Genomic DNA, 17824 nt, shown 5'->3' with positions numbered 1-17824 from the left:
TCCTATCGTCGGTCTAGGCCAGATGCATTCTTTATCGGCGCTTGGGTGAAAGGAGGAGGGTGAAAATCTCCCACGGTCTGTACTGCGCTAACAGTCAGAATCGAGCCTTGTCCCTCCTCCTCCCTTCAAGTCCTACCATACAAGCGAGCTTGCTCGCGAAGAGGCCCAACCAGTCACAGCAAATGCTGGCTCAAACCGCCCACTGCAAAATCAACCAGCTATTGGCGCCACTGATCACCACAAACAAGCCCCAAGCCAACACCCGGGTTGGCCAGCGGTTCACAAACGGCCCCATCAGCTGTTTGTCGTTGGTCATGCGAATCAACGGATACAAGGCAAACGGCAACTGCAGACTCAACACCACCTGACTCAACACCAGCAATTTGCCGATCGCGTTATCGCCCATCAGCCACACGCCAATAAACGCAGGAATCAACGCCAGTCCGCGAGTAATCAAGCGCCGCTGCCAGCACGGGATCCGCAGATTCAGGTAACCCTCCATGATCACCTGGCCGGCGATAGTGCCGGTAAAGGTCGAGCTCTGCCCCGACGCCAGCAGAGCCACGCCGAACAACACGCTGGCCAGCGCGCCACCGACCAGCGGATCGAGCAAGTGGTAGGCGTCCTGAATGTCCACCACGTCGGTGTGCCCGGACTGGTGAAACGCCGCCGCAGCGAGAATCAGGATCGCCGCATTGACCAGCAACGCCAGGGCCAGCGAACCGATGGTGTCGATGCGCGCCAGTTTCACCGCGTCCTGCTTGCTCGCCAGGTCCTTGCCGATCATCCGCGTCTGCACGATCGAGGTATGCAGATAGAGGTTATGCGGCATCACCGTCGCGCCGAGAATACCGATCGCCAGGTACAACGGCGCCGCTTCACCAATCGCCGCCAGCGACGGTTTGAAACCTTGGGCGACATCCGGCCAGTACGGTTTGATCAGCAACAGTTCAACGAAAAAACACACACCAATGGTCGCGACCAGCACCAACATGATCGCTTCCAGTCTGCGGAAACCGCGATTCTGCAGCGCCAGCACCAACAAGGTGTCGAACGCCGTCAGGGCGATACCGAAGGTCAGCGAACAGCCGAGCAGTAAGTGAAAGGCCAGCGCACAGCCGAGCACTTCGGCCAGATCGGTGGCGATGATCGAGATTTCCGCCAGTACCCACTGCAGCCGCGCGGTGGGTGTGCTGTAGCGCTCGCGGGACAGCTGCGCCAGATCGCGCCCGGTGGCGATGCCCAGCCGCGAACACAGACATTGCACGACCATGCCCGCCAGACTCGCCAGCAACACCACAAACAACAGGCTGTAGCCAAAGCGTGAACCGGCCTCGATAGCGGTGGCCCAGTTGCCCGGGTCCATGTAACCGATCGACACCAGCAAACCGGGACCGGCGAAACGCAGCACGCGTTTGAAGAACGCGGCATTGGGATCAACCGCAACACTGCCAGCCACTTCCGGCGGACAAAACGGCGCGGTGGCGATTTTGGGCAAACTGAATTTCACGCACACATCCAGAAACAAGTCGGAAAGACGCAGCTTAGAGGTTTCCGCCGAAGCCTAGAAGCGCAAAAAAATCTATCGACTCACCCCCAACAACTGTTCGCGCAACTCGGGACTGCGTGTGCGCGGATCCAGCCAGATAGCAAAAAACGCCCGGGCAAACAGCGGGTCATCGATCTCATGCTGCAACTGCTGACCGACAAAAAACCGCGCGCCCTGCCCCGGTAGATACACGCCGGTAATCCGCGTGCCGGCCTGTACATCGACGAATGATTGCTGCATCTGGATCTGCCAACCGGCCAATTGCGCCGGGCTGACGCGGCCATCGGCCAGGCGTTTGATTTCGTCGACGCTGGCCTTGACCAGATCGTCGCGGGAAATGCTGCGGCGGTAGATCAACTCCAGCGCAAACGGCTGGCCGTCAACCAATGGCCGCGCGGCACTCCACAAGCGCGCGTTGTAGACATCGAAACCGAACACACTGTAATCGCCGGTACCGATGATCTGCGCGCCGGGCACGGCGTCCTGCCAATTGGCCCAGGTCGGCGTCAGCAACAGCGCCCACAAGCCGATGCCGCAGCATCCGCGCAACACCTTCGGTGTTCTTCTCATCGCGGCATCGACTCCGGTAAACCCTGATACACACAGCATAGCCGGGTATCGCCCCCGATACTTTGTATACAAAAACCGCGTACATAGGCAGCAATCGCCGATCGACAATGCTACCGTGGCCTACCCTCAACGGACGGAGACACCTGCGTGCTGATCCTCAAACTGCTGCTGATTCCCGGTTTTCTGCTGCTGATTTCCCTGGCGGGCAAACGCTGGGGGCCGAGTGTGGCCGGGTGGCTGTCGGGATTGCCGGTGGTGGTCGGGCCGATTCTGTTTTTCCTCGCCATCGAGCAGGGTCCGGCGTTCGCCGCGCAATCAGCGGTGGCGGCGTTATCGGCGATGTTCGCGATGATTGCGTTCTGCATCACCTACGCGCAGGTCGCGCAACGGGCGAACTGGCCACTGGCGCTGACGGCGTCACTGTCGGTATGGGCCATCATCGCGGGGGTGTTGTCGCTGATCCCGGCGTCGCTGCCGTTTTCCGTGGCAGCGGCGGCGGTTGCGTTGTTGGCATCGCCATATCTGTTTCCTACGGTGCAACCGGTGCTCAACGGCCCGGCGCCGAAATCGGACAAACTGATCTGGCGGATGATCGCCGGCGCCGCGTTGACCCTGGTGGTGACGATGCTCGCCAGCACCGTCGGCGAGCGCTGGAGCGGTTTGCTCGCGGTGTTTCCGGTACTCGGTAGCGTGATGGCGGTGTTCTCACAACAAACGCGCGGCCCGGCGTTTACCGCCGCACTGTTACGGGCGACGGCCACCGGCATGTATTCGTTTTCGGCGTTTTGTCTGGTCTCGGCACTGACCTTGCCAAGCATGGGGCTGAGCGGATTTGCCGTCGGTGTCGCGGTGTCGGTGGCGATGCTCGGCGTGACCAAACGCCTGCTGACCCGTCCGTTGGCGAAAGCGCAGGCGCAGTAACCGCTCAGACGATTCGCGCTGGAACGCCCGCCCCCCTCCATGGGATGATCGCCCGCCTCGCGCGACCATCCACCGGAGATTCACATGTCATTGTTGAGCAAAAAAGCCGTCGTCCTGCTGGTGGCGGCCCTCGCCGGTTTCGGCGCCTTCCACGCGCAAGCGGCCAAGAAAAATGCCGGCACCGAGAAAGTCTCGATGCTCGATGGCAAGTTCACTTTTGTGCTGCCAAAAGGTTTCATCGCCGACCCGCTGCCGACCAGCCCGAGCGGGACCACGGGCACGATGTACACCAACGAGGCCACAAAAACCGTGGTCATTACCGCTGAAAACAAGATTCCCGAAGGCCAGCACGTCAAGGACAACGACGGCCAGTTTCTCGACGGCAGCGTGGCGAGTTTCATTGAAGACCAGCGCAAGGCCCTGCCGGACTTCAACAAACTCAGCGAAAAAAGCCTGACCCAGAAAGGCACCGGCCTTGGCTTGCGTCAGGTCGACAGCACCGCGACCCAGGGCGGCGGCCAGACCCTCAACACTACGCTGATGGCCGGCTCCGGCACGAAAATGGCGCTGGTGCAGGTGATCTCCCGCGCCAGCGACAAGAAAGGTCACGACGCCCTGGTGAAAACCATCCTCAAGGATTGAGCTGCTGCAACCAGCCATTCAAGTCACGCAACTCGGCCGCACTAATACTGTGGCCGACGCCGGGATAGGCATGGAACTGCGGTTTGTAACCGAGTTTCTGTAGTTGCGTGTTAGCCTCGGTGCCGTTTTTATACGGCACGGGATCATCGGCGGTGCCGTGGCCGATAAAGATGCTTAGCGGCAATGGCTGCTGTTCGGTCTTGAGTTCACTCTTCAACACCGGCAACAAACGCCCGCTCAACGCGGCGATCCCACCGACCGCCACTGGCGGCCGCAGCCCGACCTCGTAGGTCATCATCGCGCCCTGGCTGAAGCCGATCAGGTACACCTTGCTCGGGGTGGTGTGATATTTCTTCGCCGCTTGCGCGATAAAGTCGCGAAGCTTCTGGCCGCTGACCTTCAGATCATCGGTCTCGCCGTTGTAGGCGCCTTCGCCTTTCTTGCGAAACCACTGGAAACGCCCTTCACCGAGCGACAGCGGTGCCTGCACCGACAGGTAGTTGTATTGCGCCGGCAGCTGAAATTTCATGCCGATCAGGTCGGCTTCGTTACTGCCGTAGCCGTGCAGGAAAATCACCAGCGGCCGCGCCTCGGCGTCGGCGTGCACCTGCTCGATGTACTTGAGCGGCAGATCGGATTGCAGCGTGGTTTGCGCCTGCACAGCGCTGGACGCCAGCAGGGTCAAGAGAGCAAAGACCTTCAACATAGAGCCTTCCTTCACGGAGTGTCGGGTTCGGGGGGAGCCTAACATCCTGCGGCGTGGATCAACATGTTGGGTGCTGCTGATGGCCCCTTCGCGAGCAAGCTCGCTCCCACATTGGAAATGCATTCCCCTGTGGGAGCGAGCTTGCTCGCGAAAGGGCCGTTGAATCCTACAAGGATCCGTCAGTCGTTAGTCAGTTTCCCGGTCCGAAACGCCACCCGCCCCGCCACTTTCGCCTGCCAGATCCCCGGCTCGGTATAACGCCCGCGATCCAGCGCAAACAATACGCCACTGGTGCCGGCACGCACAGTGGTCACACGATCCTGCAACGGATCCACCACTTCAAACAGCGCATCACCCTTCTCCACCCACTCGCCAGCATTGCGCAGAAAACTCACCACACCATGGTGCGGCGCGAACAGGTATTCGGTGCCCTCGAACGGCAGACCTTCACAGCACTCGCCCGGTGCCGCCGGCCATTCGCCGCTGATAAAACCCTGCTCGGCGAGGAAGCCGAGAATCGCCTCACAATTGGCCTGCGCCTGATCGACCCGGGTATCGCCCATGCTGCCCAGTTCCAGCGTGGTCGCCAGGTTCGCCGCTGGGATCGCGGCGTTGGGGAACGCCCGCGCCAGACGCAGCCACGGCGTCGAGCAGGATTCATCGAACGAACTGCCGCCGGAATCTTCACACAACAGCGCCACGCCGGCCTTCAAGCGTGCCGCCAGCGATTGCCACTGTGGCCAGTGCTGCGGCAGCGCGTACAAGTGAATCGCCGCGTCGAAATCACAATGCAGATCGAGGGTGATGTCGGCATCGCAGGCATGGCGCAGCAACAAGCGATGCAAGGCTTCCAGTTGCGAGGCCGGGGCCGGCAGCTCATCGAACACTTGGCCCATGGTTTGGCGGATCAGCGCGACGTTGGCCTCGGCATCCGCGCCCAGACGCTCACCGATCAACGCCCCGACCGGCGCGCTGAGTTCGACGAAGGCGCGGTTGAAGTTCTTGCCGCTACCCAATTCGAAGCGGCCCATGTGCGCACCTTGCAGGTGTTGATCGAGGCCGATCGGGTTGGCCACTGGCACCAGCTCGATCACGCCCTGCAAACGGCCTTGCTGTTCCAGCTCATTGAGGCGTTGCTTGAGTTCCCACGCGGTGCGCATGCCCGGCAGTTCATCGGCGTGCAGGCTGGCCTGGATGTACACCTTGCGGGCGCCCGCGCCGTAGCGAAACACGCTGAGCGAGCGTTCGCTGCCCAAGTGGCTCCAGGGCAGAACATGGTCGATGCGTTGCATGGGAAAACTCCTGCAGTCTGGTAGATCTGGATCAATGAGATCCCTGTGGGAGCGAGCTTGCTCGCGAATGCAATTTGACAGTCAATAAAGATGTTGAATGTTAAACCGAATTCGCGAGCAAGCTCGCTCCCACAGGGATCTCCATCTGTAGAAAGAAAGCATAAAAAAAGTGGCCACCGCGCAAACGGGGCCACTTTTTTCTACGGCGTATTAATGGCCGTACACGTCAAAGTCGAAGTACTTGTCCTGGACTTTCTTGTACTCGCCATTGGCGCGGATTTCGGTGATGGCTTTGTTGAACTGCTCGGCCAGCGCGGTATCGCCCTTGCGCACCGCAATGCCGGCGCCGCCGCCGAAGTACTTGGCGTCTTCGTAGGTCGGGCCTACGAATTCAAAACCTTTACCCGCGTCGGTTTTCAGGAAACCGTCACTCAGGTTGACCGAGTCGGCCAGCATCGCGTCGATACGCCCGGAAACCATGTCGAGGTTGGCTTCCTGTTGCGAGCCGTAACGCACCAGGTCGATCCCGGCTGGCACCAGCACTTCGGTGGCGTAACGGTCGTGGGTACTGGCGCGCAGCACACCGACTTTCTTGCCCTTGAGCTCGGTCAGCGGGTCTTTGACACCGGAGCCTTCCTTCATCACGAAGCGCGCCGGGGTGTGGTAGTACTTGATAGTGAAATCGACGTTCTTTTTGCGGTCGTCGGTGATGGTCATCGACGACAGGATCGCGTCGATTTTCTTCACTTTCAGCGCCGGGATCAGGCCATCGAATTCCTGCTCGACCCAGGTGCATTTGACTTTCATCTGCGCGCACAGCGCATCGCCGATGTCGACGTCGAAACCGGCGAGTTTGCCGTCAGGGGTTTTCATCGAGAATGGCGGGTAACCGGCTTCGATACCGATGCGGATCGGCTTGGCGTCTTCGGCCACAGCGGTCAGGGACAACATCGACAGTGCCAGGGCACCGAACATCACTAGCTTCTTCATTTATAACTCCTGTGTGCGGAGGCTTTTATTGGCAGCTTTCGATTCAGCGTTCGGTCATGGCCAATTGGCTACAAAAACCGAAGTGGCCGGCAGTCTATGGCGGCGCGCACAGGGTAAATTGTGTTTAAGCGACAAATACTTATGAAAGATCGGCGCACCGATTGACCGGGGTCAACGGGTGCGCCGTCGTGGTGCAAAGGCTGTAGGACAAGCGCTTTTTTTGCTCAGGAATTCTCTTAAGCGAACGTCAGCATTCGCAGTCGATGGCGGTTTTGCCGACTTGCGCAACGCTCAGTTGAAAGCCTTCATCCAGCCATCCGGTAACCCCGCCGATCATCTCCTTGACCGGATACCCCAGCGCTGCCAGTTTCACCGCTGCCTTGTTCGCGCCGTTGCAGTGCGGGCCGGCGCAATAGACCACGAACAGCGTGGTTTTCGGGTAGATCGCCAGCTCCGCCGCCGTCAGCAAGCGGTTCGGGATATTGATCGCCCCCGGCACATGCCCGCGCTCAAACGCCAGCGGCCCACGGACATCGACCAGGACAAAATCGATCTCGCCGGCCTCTTGGCTACTGAAGACGTCGGAACAATCGGTTTCGAAAGTCAGACGATTACTGAAGTGCATCAGGGCGATCGCCGACGGCGCTGCAGGAATGTCGCGAACCAGACTGACCATGGGTGTTGCTCCTTTATCTGAACGGGTGTGAACAGACTTTAACGAGCGGCCGCTTGCGGCTACAGTGGCGTACAAGACACTCACCGGGAATTTTCCGCCAAATGCCGACATCACCAGGTCTGGTCGCGATTCTGGCCTACGACGGCCTCTGCACATTCGAGTTCGGCATCGCCGTGGAGGTCTTTGGCCTGACCCGGCCGGAGTTCGATTTCCCGTGGTACACCCACGCCATCGCGGCGGTCGATCAGGGCCCGATGCGCGCCTTGGGCGGCATTCAGGTGCTGGCCGACGGCGGTCTGGAATTGTTGGCCGAAGCGCGCACCATCATCATTCCCGGCTGGCGCGACCGCAATGCGCCGGTGCCTCCAGCATTGATCGACGCGCTGTGCCAGGCCCATGCCCGGGGTGCGCGATTGCTGTCGATCTGCTCCGGTGTATTTGTGCTGGCGGCCACCGGTTTGCTCGACGGCCATGGCGCCACCACCCATTGGCGTTACACGGCGGAACTGGCGCAGCGCTTCCCGGCGATTGCGGTCGATCCGGATGTGCTTTATGTCGATTCCGGTCAGTTGATCACTTCGGCCGGCAGCGCGGCCGGCATCGATGCCTGCCTGCATCTGGTGGCACGGGACTTCGGCACGCAGGTCGCCAACTCGGTGGCGCGGCGCCTGGTGATGTCGCCGCAGCGTACTGGCGGCCAGGCGCAGTTCATTCCGACCCCGGTCAGCCCGACGCCGCGCAATGATCTGTCGCGGGTGATGCAGTGGGCGCGCGAGCGTTTGCATGAACCGCTGGAGGTGCGCGATCTGGCCAGCGAAGCGGCGATGAGTGAGCGCACGTTTCTGCGGCGGTTTACCGAGGCCAGCGGGCAGTCGCCGAAGGCGTGGTTGCAGCACGAACGGTTGGCGCGGGCGCGGGAGTTGCTGGAGAGTACGCCGCATAACACCGAGCAGATTGCCGAGCGTTGCGGTTATCGGTCGGTGGAGAGTTTTCGTGTGGCGTTTCGTGGGGTGGTGGGGGTGCCGCCGTCGGTGTATCGGGAGCGGTTTGGGCGGGGCGTGAGGGTTAAATCCTGAAGTGATTTTGAAGGCGCCTTCGCGAGCAAGCTCGATCCCACAGTTTGGAATGCATTCCCCCTGTGGGAGCGAGCCTGCTCGCGAAGGCGCCCAGTCAAACGCAGCATCATTTAGACATCAGCCACAAGGCTACAGCGCCTTGCGCCTTTGCCTACAACTACGCCAGAATCCGCCGGCTTGTGCGGCTTGGGGGCTGCCGGTAACTTGGTTCGCGTCACTGAATGTTCAGTGATCGGGTTTAGTCGCTCGGTGTTTTCTCAAGTTCGCAAGCTGTTATTCAGTCTGGCATTTCGATGTCTGCACTCAATGGCGGCTGTGCGCAGGGCGCTTTCGAGCGCGCCGGTAATGCTTGGGATGCCGGTCGACTAACCTGCGTATAGCTGCCACCTAATGTTTAGTCGCAGAACGGTGTCAGCCTCATTGAGGTTCCCAGCATATGTTCAAGATAACGCCAAATCCGCCCGAAACTGACGCGGAAGTCGATCCAAATCCAACGTCCCCCTACTCCACACCGGGCTCCAGAAAACTCCACGAAGCCGCCGAGCGCGCCCTCGACCACTACCTGAAACCCACACCGCCGTCACCACCGCGCAGACCCAGCACCATGTTCCTCGTCGACCCCAACACCGGCGCCGAAGACCTCATGGCCCACGCCTGCGAATCCATGGCCTCGGCCAGCGTCATGCTCAGCGACTTCGCCGCCCTGCTCGACTCGCCCTACCGCAACACCGTGCTCGGCATCCAGCAAGTGGTCATGCTCGGCGAACTCGCGGTCAACCGCGCCCTCGACAAAATCGACCCCGCCCTGAGGCAATAAACATGTCCAACAAAACCGATGCACAAGTCGTCGCAGCACTGGTGGCCATGGGTTTCAACGAACGGGACGGACGCTGGGCGCAGAACACCTGCCTGGTGCTGTTCGAAAGCGAACGCGAATCCATCGTCGCCTCCGCCGTCACCGTCCTTCCCCAACTCGATGAACTGGAAATCGACGCCGTGCTACCCGCACTGCGCCGCGTGACCCGCCGGTTCCCCTCACTGCAAAAAACCGTGGCCGACACACTGGCCGAGATGTCGCATGCAGCCTGATTGACCGCGTGATCGTTCTTCGCGAGCAGGCTCGCTCCCACACTAGATCTGCGGTGCACTCAAATCCCATGAGCATCCGCGATCAACTGTAGGAGTGAGCCTGCTCGCGATGGCTTTCTTTCTGCTAACAAATATCTGAAAACCAGACCATAGGAAGGCCCGAGCGAGTTGGCGTACCTGCCGATGTACCAATCCTGATTTTTTACACTTGTAACAACTGTCGCAATTTCAGACCCGTCCTACATCCATCAAACGTCCATTCATTTAGCGTCCGCATCGTTTTCTGACGAAAGAACAAGGACGCTCATGGCGCGAAAGACAGACAGACCTCGAGTTCAAAACCCACCGGCCGGTGACGGACACCACATCACTAGCCGCTATATGACCGACAGCGAGTTGGCAGAGCGGGAAGCTAGACAAACCGCCTATGACGATATGCTTGCCAGACAGCAAGCCTACGAAAATAGCCTAATCAAACAACCACAACAGCCTATGCCCGATGCAAAAGGTTGCGTGTTCGCTAAAAGCTGCCAGCTTCCGGATGGTGTAATCAACCATGTCAGTAGTACCGGATTTATTCCGGTCGAGAAGTTGGCTGATTTTGGAGAGTTGTCTTTGTTGGGCGGCCGCGAGCGAGACACTGCTGGGAACATTCCGCTAAAAAAAGTAGGAGGCCGTAATTTTCCTGCTGAGGCAGGAACGCTTCTATTAGCTACGACTACCACTGCAAGCCCAGGCGCAAGTGCGGTGAGTGGTGCAAGTGCAGTGACGGGAGGTGTTGTCGCTGGTGCATTGCTCGGCATTGTTGCTCTGCTTTGGCCTTCGAGTTTGGGCGACAGCTCGCTATACACAGAAGAACAACTTAAATCGCTTGAGAAAGGTCGCACTCGTGTCCGATTGCGTTTAGAACAACAAGCCGACGGCACCTTGAAAGGATATGGGTACAACACCCAGACGCGCAGCGATTGGGAGATGATTCCTGTCGTACGGTTCGTGAAGCAAGGCACCCAGCAAGTCGCAGATTTCGGTAATGGCGCAAAATTGATCTGGACACCCGCCGTAGACCCCACCAAGACAACGGTAATTCCACCGCTGGAAGGCGCACCGCAAATACCCCAGATCTGGATTTACCCGCCGACTGAGCAAGCAGACAAGATCATCGTTAATCCGGTTTACCCGCCTGAATACCACGATTTCATCCTGGTTTTTCCGGCTGACTCCGGGGTGTCGCCCCTGTATGTTGTGATTTCAAGGCGCGCTCTCGGCGGCGATATCAAGTACCACAGACCTCCCGCAACACTTCCCGCATTCCCGGATGCTTTTCCTGTCAAATCCAAAAGCAGTGTTCAAGGTGGAGGCGGTAGACGCAGCCGATGGAAGGATAGAAAAGGCCGGATCTTTGAATGGGACAGTAAAACCGGTGCTATCGAGCTTTATAACAAGCAAGGCAAGCATCTTGGCGAGTTTAACCACGAGACCGGGGAACAAATCGATCCCGCAGACCCCGAAAGATCAACCCCGAAGTAAACAGGAGGCTACAGATGTTTTTATGGATTAGCGGTTTCTTAAAGGGTGACGACGAAGACGACACCTTAAAATACCAACTTACAGTTGGGTCGAAATTTGAACCGGCAGTTCTGGCTGCAATGGGTTGGAAAAGCCTTGACGAAAGTCCCGACGGCGAGTGGCTGCTGACACTGGATCAAGCTCAAAAAATCGGCATGGCGGTTAACGAACAACTGCCAGCGGAACTCGATCTTTTTATCGGCATCAGGGGTTAACTTCGGCAATGAGCCTCATCTACCAAAACCCATCGATAAACCACGATGAGGCCGTCCGCCTACTTTCCAGCGGCATAGATGCAAACGTAATCGCCGCACTCGTATCCATTGGCCTAAATGAAACCGACAGAAACTGGGCTCAGGACATCTGCCTGAAACACCTCACCAGCAAAACCGAAGCAATTGTGGCCGCTGCGGCGACTGCACTCGGGCACATCGCTCGCCGACATGGCGAAGTGGATACAGAAACTGTTTTTTTGGCACTTGAGTCAGCTAGGCGAACGCACCCTTCACTGCAAGGAATCATCGAAGACGCGCTTGACGATATAGACGTATTCACCTGATCCACCCTGACGGTATTTGGATGAAGTAACGGACTTCATCCAAATCGACGCCCTCCACCTCAATCCTCCCGCGTCAGCACTTCCAACAACTCAATCTCAAACACCAGATTCGAATTCGGCGGGATCTTGCCCATCGTCCGTTCGCCGTACCCCAAATGCGCCGGCACCAGCAATTTACGTTTGCCCCCCACCTGCATGCCCATCAAACCCTGATCCCACCCCTTGATCACCCGCCCGGTGCCAATCACGCACTGAAAAGGTTTGCCACGGCTGTAGGAAGAATCGAACTCGCTGCCATCTTCCAGCCATCCGGTGTATTGGGTGGTGATCAGCGCGCCTTTGACGGCGGTTTTACCTTCGCCGACCTGAAGATCGATTACCTGCAGTTCATCATTCATAACATTCACTCTATTGTTCAGCCGACCGCCGTTTTCCCAGAAATGCAGGGGATTGGCAACCTGCCAGCGCAGATCAACATGGTATCCGAACCGAGTATTGAAGCATTAACATAGCCAACCGCCACTACTCCACGGATCGAACCGCCATGCTGGCAGCGCCCGAATGACTCTGTTCTGGATCAGCCTTGCCGTGGGCGCGATCTTGCTTGCCATCATCGCTCTGCTGCTATGGCGCGAACGCGGTTTGCGCAGGCAGCTCGCGCAGTACCGAGATCTGCTGACACGGAACGTGGATGGCCGGAACATTCACCAGGACGGCGACGTCGAGCGCTTCAAGCGCAGCCAGTACTTTGCGCGCATCGGCACATGGGATTGGGAAGTCGACACGGATCGACTGTACTGGTCGGATGCGATTTACGGCATGTTCGGGTTCAAGATCGGCGAAATCACACCGTCCTATGCGCTGTTTTGTTCCTGCGTGCATCCGGACGATCGCACCAAGGTGCGCGAAGGTGAACTGCGTTGCCTAGAGACCGGCGAAAACCATGATGAGGAATACCGCGTGGTCTGGCCCGACGGCACCATTCGTTGGTTACGGGAAACCGGCAACGTGGTGCGCAACGACCCCGACGCGGTGGTGAAAATGATGGGTGTGGTGCGCGACATCACCGAAGAAAAAGCCTCGGCCAGCTACCTGCAACACCTCGCTCACTTCGATCCGCTGACCGGCCTGCCCAATCGCCTGGTACTGGAGCAACGTTTGTCCGAAGCGCTGGATCACGCGCGGCAGACCGAGACGCGCATCGCACTGGTGTTCGTCGACCTCAACGGTTTCAAAACCATCAACGACCGCTACGGCCATGCCGCCGGCGACCGGGTGCTGATCACCACGGCAACACGGTTGAAGCGCATCTTGCGCGCCACTGACACCGTTGCGCGCATTGGCGGTGATGAGTTCGTGGTGATCCTGCAAGGCCTGGCGCCGAGCCTGAGTTTGCAGGACGAAGCCCGCAGTATCTGCCAGAAAATCTTCATCGAACTGTCGCCACCGATCAGCATCGGCAACGACCAGCGCCACATCGGCACCAGCCTTGGCGTGGCGGTGTTTCCGGATCATGCGACGGCTATGGATCGCTTGCTGCACGTCGCAGATCTGGCGATGTATGAGGCCAAGCGCAGTGGCAATAATCAGTATCGGTTGGGGGGTGGGCAGGTGATGAATCAGGTTCGGGTCGAGTAGCTCTATCAGTCCGCAGGTAGGCCAAACTGAACACCATTGAAGGTATGCGTGCAGCAACGGCAATGAGGTTTCATCTCTTCGGCAGTCAACTGCGGGTTGACGATTTGCAGTCGCTTTTGCTCATCGACGAACAGGCCGTTGAAGTAGGCCGACTCGCCCAGTCGCACAATGTCCTCTCGATCCTCTTCATGGATGGCAACCATCCAGAACACTGGCTCTGGCCGATCAAGGCGAGATACCGCTTCGCTGAAAATCTCATCCCAATGACCACCGACGCGAGATAACAGAAAACGAAACAACGGCGTGTAGTCGTAGCCGTGGTGTTTGATGCCGTGCATCGAGCCGCGCGTGGCCTCGCTACGGCTTTGCGCTTTGGTGTTTCGTTGATCGCGGTAGTGCCCGCCGGGGTTGTTGCGCCAGACATTGTGGGCGGTGGTGTTTTCTTTGCGGTACAGCGGTTTCTTTTCCAACCTGTTGCTCCTGACTTGCCGACATCCAAAACGCCCCAAGGGTTTTACCCGAACGGCGCTCGATTGCAATCAACCGTCCATGGCTGATTATTGCCGGAGGTTTAACGCGGGACCGGTTTCATCTCGACAATCGTCCCGTTGGTGATCATCACCATGACGTACTGGTCATTGATCTGTACCCATTGCGCCTGCTCAACAGGTTTTTTCAGTCCCTTGGTTTTCCAGTCGATGGCTTTTTCACTGCGCTGATAAATATCCGGGGCACGGTCGTTGACCTTCAATTCGCGGTCACTGGTCGGCGATTGAACGGCCTGTTCATTTGAGGTTTGCGCCGCTTGAACAAGTGGGCTGATCCCGGCAATGCCGGCGACGAGGGCCAGGCTGGCGATTAGGGTTTTGCTGTTCATCGGTGAACCTCCTGTGATGTGTGCTACCTGAACTCGGACTGCCGGGTTCGGGAATCATTCCTTGTTTTTTTGCCTGGGCTGGCGGGGGATTGTAGTTGTCTGTGAGGCCGCCATCGCTGGCAAGCCAGCTCCCACAGGGTTTCTTGGTGTTGCAGAAACAGTAGGTACACCGCAAAAACTGTGGGAGCTGGCTTGCCAGCGATGGCGTCGGCACATTCAACATCTTCATTGACTGACAAACCGCTATCGCCAGCAGGCTGGCTCCCACAGGGTTTTGTGGTGTTGGCAAAATCAGTGGGTACACGGCAGAAACTGTGGGAGCGAGCCTGCTCGCGAAGGGGTTGGCACATTCGACATCTTCATTGCCTGGGCCAGCGCTTTCGCGAGCAAGCTCGCTCCCACAGGGTCCAAGAAGTGCCCGCCCCGGATTGATCCACTTTGCACATCAATCCATGCCAATAATGCAATTAACATCCGGTTACACCTGCGCCACCATCCGCCTAAATAAAAACCGTGCGCCGCCCTCCCGTCGCGCACGTCATAAAAGCGGTGGAGTACTTTTCTATGACAGCCTCAATCCCACACAACGGCTCGCGGGCCGGCGCTATTTTCCGGGTGACCTCGGGCAACTTCCTCGAACAGTTCGATTTCTTTCTGTTCGGCTTCTACGCCACGCAGATCGCGGCGGTGTTTTTCCCGGCGAGCAGTGAGTTCGCTTCCCTGATGATGACCTTTGCCGTGTTCGGCGCAGGCTTTTTGATGCGTCCGCTGGGCGCCATCGTGCTCGGTGCGTACATCGATGATGTCGGCCGGCGTAAAGGTTTGATCGTCACGCTGTCGATCATGGCGAGCGGCACAATATTGATTGTGCTGGTGCCCGGTTACGAAAGTATCGGCCTGTTTGCGCCAGCGCTGGTATTGATCGGACGCTTGCTGCAAGGCTTCTCGGCCGGTGCGGAATTGGGCGGAGTGTCGGTGTATCTCGCCGAGATCGCCACACCGGGTCGCAAAGGTTTCTTCACCGCTTGGCAGTCGGCCAGTCAGCAAGTGGCGATCATTGTCGCCGCCGCGCTGGGCTACGCCTTGAACGCGTGGATGGCGCCGGATGTGATTGCCGATTGGGGCTGGCGGATTCCGTTTTTCGTCGGCTGCATGATCGTGCCGTTCATCTTTTTCCTGCGCCGTAACCTGGCGGAAACCGAAGAGTTCGCCGCACGCAAACACCGTCCGAGCATGGGCGAAGTGTTCCGCACCCTCGGGCAGAACTGGGGCGTGGTACTCGGCGGCATGTTGATGGTCGCGCTGACCACCACCGCGTTTTACCTGATCACCGTGTACGCGCCGACCTTCGGCAAAACCGTGCTGCACCTGAGCACGTCCGATGCGCTGCTGGTGACCTTGCTGGTCGGTGTGTCGAACTTCTTCTGGCTGCCGATTGGCGGCATGCTGTCGGATCGTATCGGCCGTCGTCCGGTGCTGATCGCCATGTCGCTGCTGGCCTTGGCCACGACCTATCCGGCGCTGTCGTATCTGGTGCAGGCGCCGAGCTTCAGCCACATGTTGCTGTCGCTGTTGTGGCTGTCGTTTATCTACGGCTTGTACAACGGCGCGATGATTCCGGCGCTCACCGAGATCATGCCGGTGGAAGTGCGCGTTGCCGGTTTCTCCCTCGCCTACAGCCTGGCCACCGCTATTTTCGGCGGTTTCACCCCGGCGATGTCGACCTTCCTGATTCAGTACACCGGCGACAAAGCCGCGCCGGGTTACTGGATGAGCATCGGCGCGCTGTGTGCCTTGTGCGCCACTCTTTATCTGTACCGCCGTGCCGGTGGTCGTCTGCAACCTGTCGCGGCCTGAGGAAAACTCGCCATGAAAAAACTGTTTACTGTCACCGCCCTGCTCGCCGGTCTCGCGTTCAACCTCGCGGCGCAGGCCGAAGATTTGAGCGTGATGACCTCCGGCGGCTTCACCGCGGCCTACAAAATCCTCGGGCCGAAATTCGCCGCCACCAGCGGCAACACATTGACCACCAGCCTCGGCCCGTCGATGGGCAAGGCGCCGGAGGCGATCCCCAATCGCCTCGCGCGCGGTGAACACGCCGACGTGGTGATCATGGTCGGTTACGCCCTCGACGACTTGATCAAACAGGGCAAGGTCGATCCGGCCTCGCGCGTTGAGCTGGCCGATTCGCGGATCGGCCTGGTGGTGCGTGAAGGCGCGCCGAAACCGGATATCAGCAGCGTCGACGCCTTGAAGAAAACCTTGCTCGACGCACAATCGGTGGCCTACTCCGACAGCGCCAGCGGCGTGTACATCGAGCAGCAGCTGTTCAAGAAACTGGGCATTGAAGATCAGTTGAAGCCGAAGGCCAAAATGATTGCGAAAATCCCGGTCGGCTCTGTGGTTGCCACTGGCGACTATCAATTGGGCTTCCAGCAGGTCAGCGAATTGCTGCCGGTGCCGGGGGTGAGTTTCGTCGCGAAGATTCCGGAATCGGTACAGTCGGTGACGCGTTTTGCCGCTGGGATTCCGGTCGGTGCGCAGCATCCAGAAGAGGCCAAAGCCCTGCTCGCTTACCTCGCCGCACCAGCCGCGCAAGCGGACGTGCAGGCCACCGGACTGGACTCGGTCAAGCGCTGACAATCGGCGGCTGGACCTTCATTTCCACCACCAACCGCTCCAGTTCCAGTGCCGCCGGGGTCAGCGTGCGACCCCGGCGCTTGATAATGCCGACACTGCGCATCACTTGCGGCTCGGTCAGTGGCACCCGCGTCAGGATCGGATGATCCGGCCCGGGCATCGCCATCAGCGGCACCGCCGCCACGCCCAACCCCGCCTCCACCAGACCAATCATCGTCGTCACATGCCGGGTTTCGCAGATGCTCGAGCGCTGCGGCACCACGCTGCTCAAGGCCTGATCGAGCAGAAAGCGGTTGCCGGACGTCTTGTCGAGCGAGATGTAATCCTGCTGATAGAACTCGTCCCAGCTCACACTGCTGCGTCCGGCCAACGGATGATCGCGGCGGCAGGCAACGACGTAGCACTCCTGCACAAGCGGTTCGAACTCGACTTTGGCATCCTGCGTGCCGAGAAAACTCAAACCGAAATCCGCCTCGCCATTGACCACCGCACTCAAGACATCGTGCGCGCTGGAGTCGAGCACCTTGACTTTGATCCGCGGAAATTGCTGGTGATAACGCGCGACCACGCGGGGCATGAAGTAGTACGCCGCCGAAGGCACACAGGCGACGGTGACGTGGCCCAGCCGCGTCGAGGCGACTTCACTGATACCCAGCAACGCCACGTCGAGGTCATCAAGCAAACGTTCGACACTGGGCATGAAACCGCGTCCGGCCTGGGTCAGGCTGACCTTGCGCGTAGTGCGTTCGAAGAGTTTTACGCCAAGGGCGTCTTCGAGCTTCTCGATACGCCGGCTCAAGGCCGGTTGCGACAGGCGCACGGTGTCGGCGGCCTTGCGGAAACTGCCCTGCTCGACCACGGCGCGGAAGGCTTGCAGATCGTTGAGGTCGAAGTTGATGGCCATGGCGGGACTCGGGGATTGATTCGTAGAGGTTATGAATGTAACCAATTGATGCAAATTATTACAGACTCGACATCAGAACCCCTGTGGGAGCGAGCTTGCTCGCGAATGCAATCTGTCAGTGAAAACACT

21 protein-coding genes are annotated in these 17824 nt (G+C 59.0%); 11 read left to right on the top strand and 10 right to left on the bottom strand.

Annotated features, from left to right (window positions below):
- Positions 1-190: 190 nt before the first annotated feature.
- Together GTU76_RS28485 and GTU76_RS28480 are read right to left on the bottom strand one after the other, a co-directional pair.
- Positions 191-1510, bottom strand: coding sequence for an Nramp family divalent metal transporter (locus GTU76_RS28485; protein WP_026000538.1), 1320 nt, complete (start codon positions 1508-1510; stop codon positions 191-193).
- Positions 1511-1582: 72 nt separating this feature from the next.
- The gene (locus GTU76_RS28480; RefSeq protein ID WP_180700151.1) at positions 1583-2119 is read right to left on the bottom strand and encodes a chalcone isomerase family protein; all 537 of its coding nucleotides are present in this window, start codon (positions 2117-2119) and stop codon (positions 1583-1585) included.
- Positions 2120-2266: 147 nt separating this feature from the next.
- Between GTU76_RS28480 and GTU76_RS28475 the strand changes: the two genes are divergently transcribed.
- Both GTU76_RS28475 and GTU76_RS28470 read left to right on the top strand, forming a co-directional pair.
- The gene (locus tag GTU76_RS28475; protein WP_180700150.1) at positions 2267-3040 is read left to right on the top strand and encodes a hypothetical protein; all 774 of its coding nucleotides are present in this window, start codon (positions 2267-2269) and stop codon (positions 3038-3040) included.
- Positions 3041-3124: 84 nt separating this feature from the next.
- Entirely contained in the window at positions 3125-3682 is a 558-nt protein-coding gene (locus GTU76_RS28470) for a DcrB/PsbP domain-containing protein (protein ID WP_016984241.1), read from the top strand.
- Here GTU76_RS28470 and GTU76_RS28465 read toward each other — a convergent pair.
- The 4 genes from GTU76_RS28465 to GTU76_RS28450 all read right to left on the bottom strand — a co-directional run bounded on the left by GTU76_RS28465 (position 3672) and on the right by GTU76_RS28450 (position 7346).
- Complete coding sequence (locus GTU76_RS28465; RefSeq protein WP_180700149.1) at positions 3672-4388, bottom strand: alpha/beta hydrolase; 717 nt, start codon at positions 4386-4388, stop codon at positions 3672-3674. The genes GTU76_RS28470 and GTU76_RS28465 overlap by 11 nt on opposite strands.
- Before the next feature lie 179 nt (positions 4389-4567).
- A complete protein-coding gene (locus GTU76_RS28460) occupies positions 4568-5680 on the bottom strand; it encodes a succinylglutamate desuccinylase/aspartoacylase family protein (protein ID WP_180700148.1) in 1113 nt (370 codons plus the stop codon).
- 210 nt (positions 5681-5890) lie between these two features.
- Positions 5891-6670 (bottom strand): ABC transporter substrate-binding protein, encoded by a 780-nt coding sequence (locus GTU76_RS28455; protein ID WP_016984244.1) that lies wholly within the window; start codon positions 6668-6670, stop codon positions 5891-5893.
- 247 nt (positions 6671-6917) lie between these two features.
- Complete coding sequence (locus GTU76_RS28450) at positions 6918-7346, bottom strand: rhodanese-like domain-containing protein (RefSeq protein WP_180700147.1); 429 nt, start codon at positions 7344-7346, stop codon at positions 6918-6920.
- Positions 7347-7447: 101 nt separating this feature from the next.
- Between GTU76_RS28450 and ftrA the strand changes: the two genes are divergently transcribed.
- The 6 genes from ftrA (at position 7448) to GTU76_RS28420 (ending at position 11636) form a co-directional block, all read left to right on the top strand.
- On the top strand, positions 7448-8422 hold the full coding sequence (gene ftrA / locus GTU76_RS28445) for a transcriptional regulator FtrA (RefSeq protein ID WP_180700146.1): 975 nt from the start codon (positions 7448-7450) through the stop codon (positions 8420-8422).
- 436 nt (positions 8423-8858) lie between these two features.
- Complete coding sequence (locus GTU76_RS28440) at positions 8859-9239, top strand: DUF6124 family protein (protein WP_180700145.1); 381 nt, start codon at positions 8859-8861, stop codon at positions 9237-9239.
- A gap of 2 nt (positions 9240-9241) precedes the next feature.
- Positions 9242-9511, top strand: a complete 270-nt coding sequence (locus GTU76_RS28435) for a hypothetical protein (RefSeq protein ID WP_180700144.1) — start codon at positions 9242-9244, stop codon at positions 9509-9511.
- 306 nt (positions 9512-9817) lie between these two features.
- The gene (locus tag GTU76_RS28430) at positions 9818-11038 is read left to right on the top strand and encodes a colicin E3/pyocin S6 family cytotoxin (protein WP_180700143.1); all 1221 of its coding nucleotides are present in this window, start codon (positions 9818-9820) and stop codon (positions 11036-11038) included.
- Between the two features lie 14 nt (positions 11039-11052).
- Positions 11053-11292: a pyocin S6 family toxin immunity protein gene (locus tag GTU76_RS28425; protein WP_180700142.1), complete on the top strand. Its 240-nt coding sequence runs from the start codon at positions 11053-11055 to the stop codon at positions 11290-11292.
- Between the two features lie 8 nt (positions 11293-11300).
- A complete protein-coding gene (locus GTU76_RS28420; protein ID WP_180700141.1) occupies positions 11301-11636 on the top strand; it encodes a hypothetical protein in 336 nt (111 codons plus the stop codon).
- Positions 11637-11695: 59 nt separating this feature from the next.
- Here the strand turns inward: GTU76_RS28420 and GTU76_RS28415 are convergent, their stop codons facing one another.
- On the bottom strand, positions 11696-12034 hold the full coding sequence (locus tag GTU76_RS28415) for an FKBP-type peptidyl-prolyl cis-trans isomerase (RefSeq protein WP_034156149.1): 339 nt from the start codon (positions 12032-12034) through the stop codon (positions 11696-11698).
- A 163-nt stretch (positions 12035-12197) separates the two neighbouring features.
- Between GTU76_RS28415 and GTU76_RS28410 the strand changes: the two genes are divergently transcribed.
- Positions 12198-13274, top strand: a complete 1077-nt coding sequence (locus GTU76_RS28410; RefSeq protein WP_180700140.1) for a sensor domain-containing diguanylate cyclase — start codon at positions 12198-12200, stop codon at positions 13272-13274.
- A gap of 5 nt (positions 13275-13279) precedes the next feature.
- Here the strand turns inward: GTU76_RS28410 and GTU76_RS28405 are convergent, their stop codons facing one another.
- Positions 13280-13744, bottom strand: coding sequence for a hypothetical protein (locus GTU76_RS28405; RefSeq protein WP_180700139.1), 465 nt, complete (start codon positions 13742-13744; stop codon positions 13280-13282).
- A 101-nt stretch (positions 13745-13845) separates the two neighbouring features.
- Positions 13846-14151 (bottom strand): RcnB family protein, encoded by a 306-nt coding sequence (locus tag GTU76_RS28400; RefSeq protein ID WP_093441038.1) that lies wholly within the window; start codon positions 14149-14151, stop codon positions 13846-13848.
- A 564-nt stretch (positions 14152-14715) separates the two neighbouring features.
- Between GTU76_RS28400 and tcuC the strand changes: the two genes are divergently transcribed.
- Positions 14716-16008 carry an MFS transporter gene (gene tcuC / locus GTU76_RS28395; protein WP_034156153.1) on the top strand — a complete coding sequence of 431 codons (1293 nt, stop codon included), beginning with the start codon at positions 14716-14718 and terminating at the stop codon, positions 16006-16008.
- Positions 16009-16020: 12 nt separating this feature from the next.
- On the top strand, positions 16021-16791 hold the full coding sequence (locus GTU76_RS28390; RefSeq protein WP_180700138.1) for a substrate-binding domain-containing protein: 771 nt from the start codon (positions 16021-16023) through the stop codon (positions 16789-16791).
- Here GTU76_RS28390 and GTU76_RS28385 read toward each other — a convergent pair.
- The gene (locus GTU76_RS28385) at positions 16781-17695 is read right to left on the bottom strand and encodes a LysR family transcriptional regulator (RefSeq protein WP_180700137.1); all 915 of its coding nucleotides are present in this window, start codon (positions 17693-17695) and stop codon (positions 16781-16783) included. The two genes, GTU76_RS28390 and GTU76_RS28385, sit on opposite strands and share 11 nt — an antisense overlap.
- Between the last annotated feature and the right edge of the window lie 129 nt (positions 17696-17824).

Origin of the sequence: Pseudomonas crudilactis (assembly GCF_013433315.1) — a bacterium.
Lineage (GTDB): Bacteria > Pseudomonadota > Gammaproteobacteria > Pseudomonadales > Pseudomonadaceae > Aquipseudomonas > Aquipseudomonas crudilactis.
Note: the sequence above shows the minus strand (reverse complement) of the source record. Positions and strands in the feature narration are given on the sequence as shown.

Excerpts from the sequence above, each read along its gene's own strand:
- GTU76_RS28480 (WP_180700151.1), bottom strand. The coding sequence starts at position 2,119 with ATGAGAAGAACACCGAAGGTGTTGCGCGGATGCTGCGGCATCGGCTTG.
- GTU76_RS28470 (WP_016984241.1), top strand. The coding sequence starts at position 3,125 with ATGTCATTGTTGAGCAAAAAAGCCGTCGTCCTGCTGGTGGCGGCCCTC.
- GTU76_RS28465 (WP_180700149.1), bottom strand. The coding sequence starts at position 4,388 with ATGTTGAAGGTCTTTGCTCTCTTGACCCTGCTGGCGTCCAGCGCTGTG.
- GTU76_RS28460 (WP_180700148.1), bottom strand. The coding sequence starts at position 5,680 with ATGCAACGCATCGACCATGTTCTGCCCTGGAGCCACTTGGGCAGCGAA.
- GTU76_RS28455 (WP_016984244.1), bottom strand. The coding sequence starts at position 6,670 with ATGAAGAAGCTAGTGATGTTCGGTGCCCTGGCACTGTCGATGTTGTCC.
- GTU76_RS28450 (WP_180700147.1), bottom strand. The coding sequence starts at position 7,346 with ATGGTCAGTCTGGTTCGCGACATTCCTGCAGCGCCGTCGGCGATCGCC.
- ftrA (WP_180700146.1), top strand. The coding sequence starts at position 7,448 with ATGCCGACATCACCAGGTCTGGTCGCGATTCTGGCCTACGACGGCCTC.
- GTU76_RS28440 (WP_180700145.1), top strand. The coding sequence starts at position 8,859 with ATGTTCAAGATAACGCCAAATCCGCCCGAAACTGACGCGGAAGTCGAT.
- GTU76_RS28435 (WP_180700144.1), top strand. The coding sequence starts at position 9,242 with ATGTCCAACAAAACCGATGCACAAGTCGTCGCAGCACTGGTGGCCATG.
- GTU76_RS28430 (WP_180700143.1), top strand. The coding sequence starts at position 9,818 with ATGGCGCGAAAGACAGACAGACCTCGAGTTCAAAACCCACCGGCCGGT.
- GTU76_RS28425 (WP_180700142.1), top strand. The coding sequence starts at position 11,053 with ATGTTTTTATGGATTAGCGGTTTCTTAAAGGGTGACGACGAAGACGAC.
- GTU76_RS28420 (WP_180700141.1), top strand. The coding sequence starts at position 11,301 with ATGAGCCTCATCTACCAAAACCCATCGATAAACCACGATGAGGCCGTC.
- GTU76_RS28415 (WP_034156149.1), bottom strand. The coding sequence starts at position 12,034 with ATGAATGATGAACTGCAGGTAATCGATCTTCAGGTCGGCGAAGGTAAA.
- GTU76_RS28410 (WP_180700140.1), top strand. The coding sequence starts at position 12,198 with ATGACTCTGTTCTGGATCAGCCTTGCCGTGGGCGCGATCTTGCTTGCC.
- GTU76_RS28400 (WP_093441038.1), bottom strand. The coding sequence starts at position 14,151 with ATGAACAGCAAAACCCTAATCGCCAGCCTGGCCCTCGTCGCCGGCATT.
- tcuC (WP_034156153.1), top strand. The coding sequence starts at position 14,716 with ATGACAGCCTCAATCCCACACAACGGCTCGCGGGCCGGCGCTATTTTC.
- GTU76_RS28390 (WP_180700138.1), top strand. The coding sequence starts at position 16,021 with ATGAAAAAACTGTTTACTGTCACCGCCCTGCTCGCCGGTCTCGCGTTC.
- GTU76_RS28385 (WP_180700137.1), bottom strand. The coding sequence starts at position 17,695 with ATGGCCATCAACTTCGACCTCAACGATCTGCAAGCCTTCCGCGCCGTG.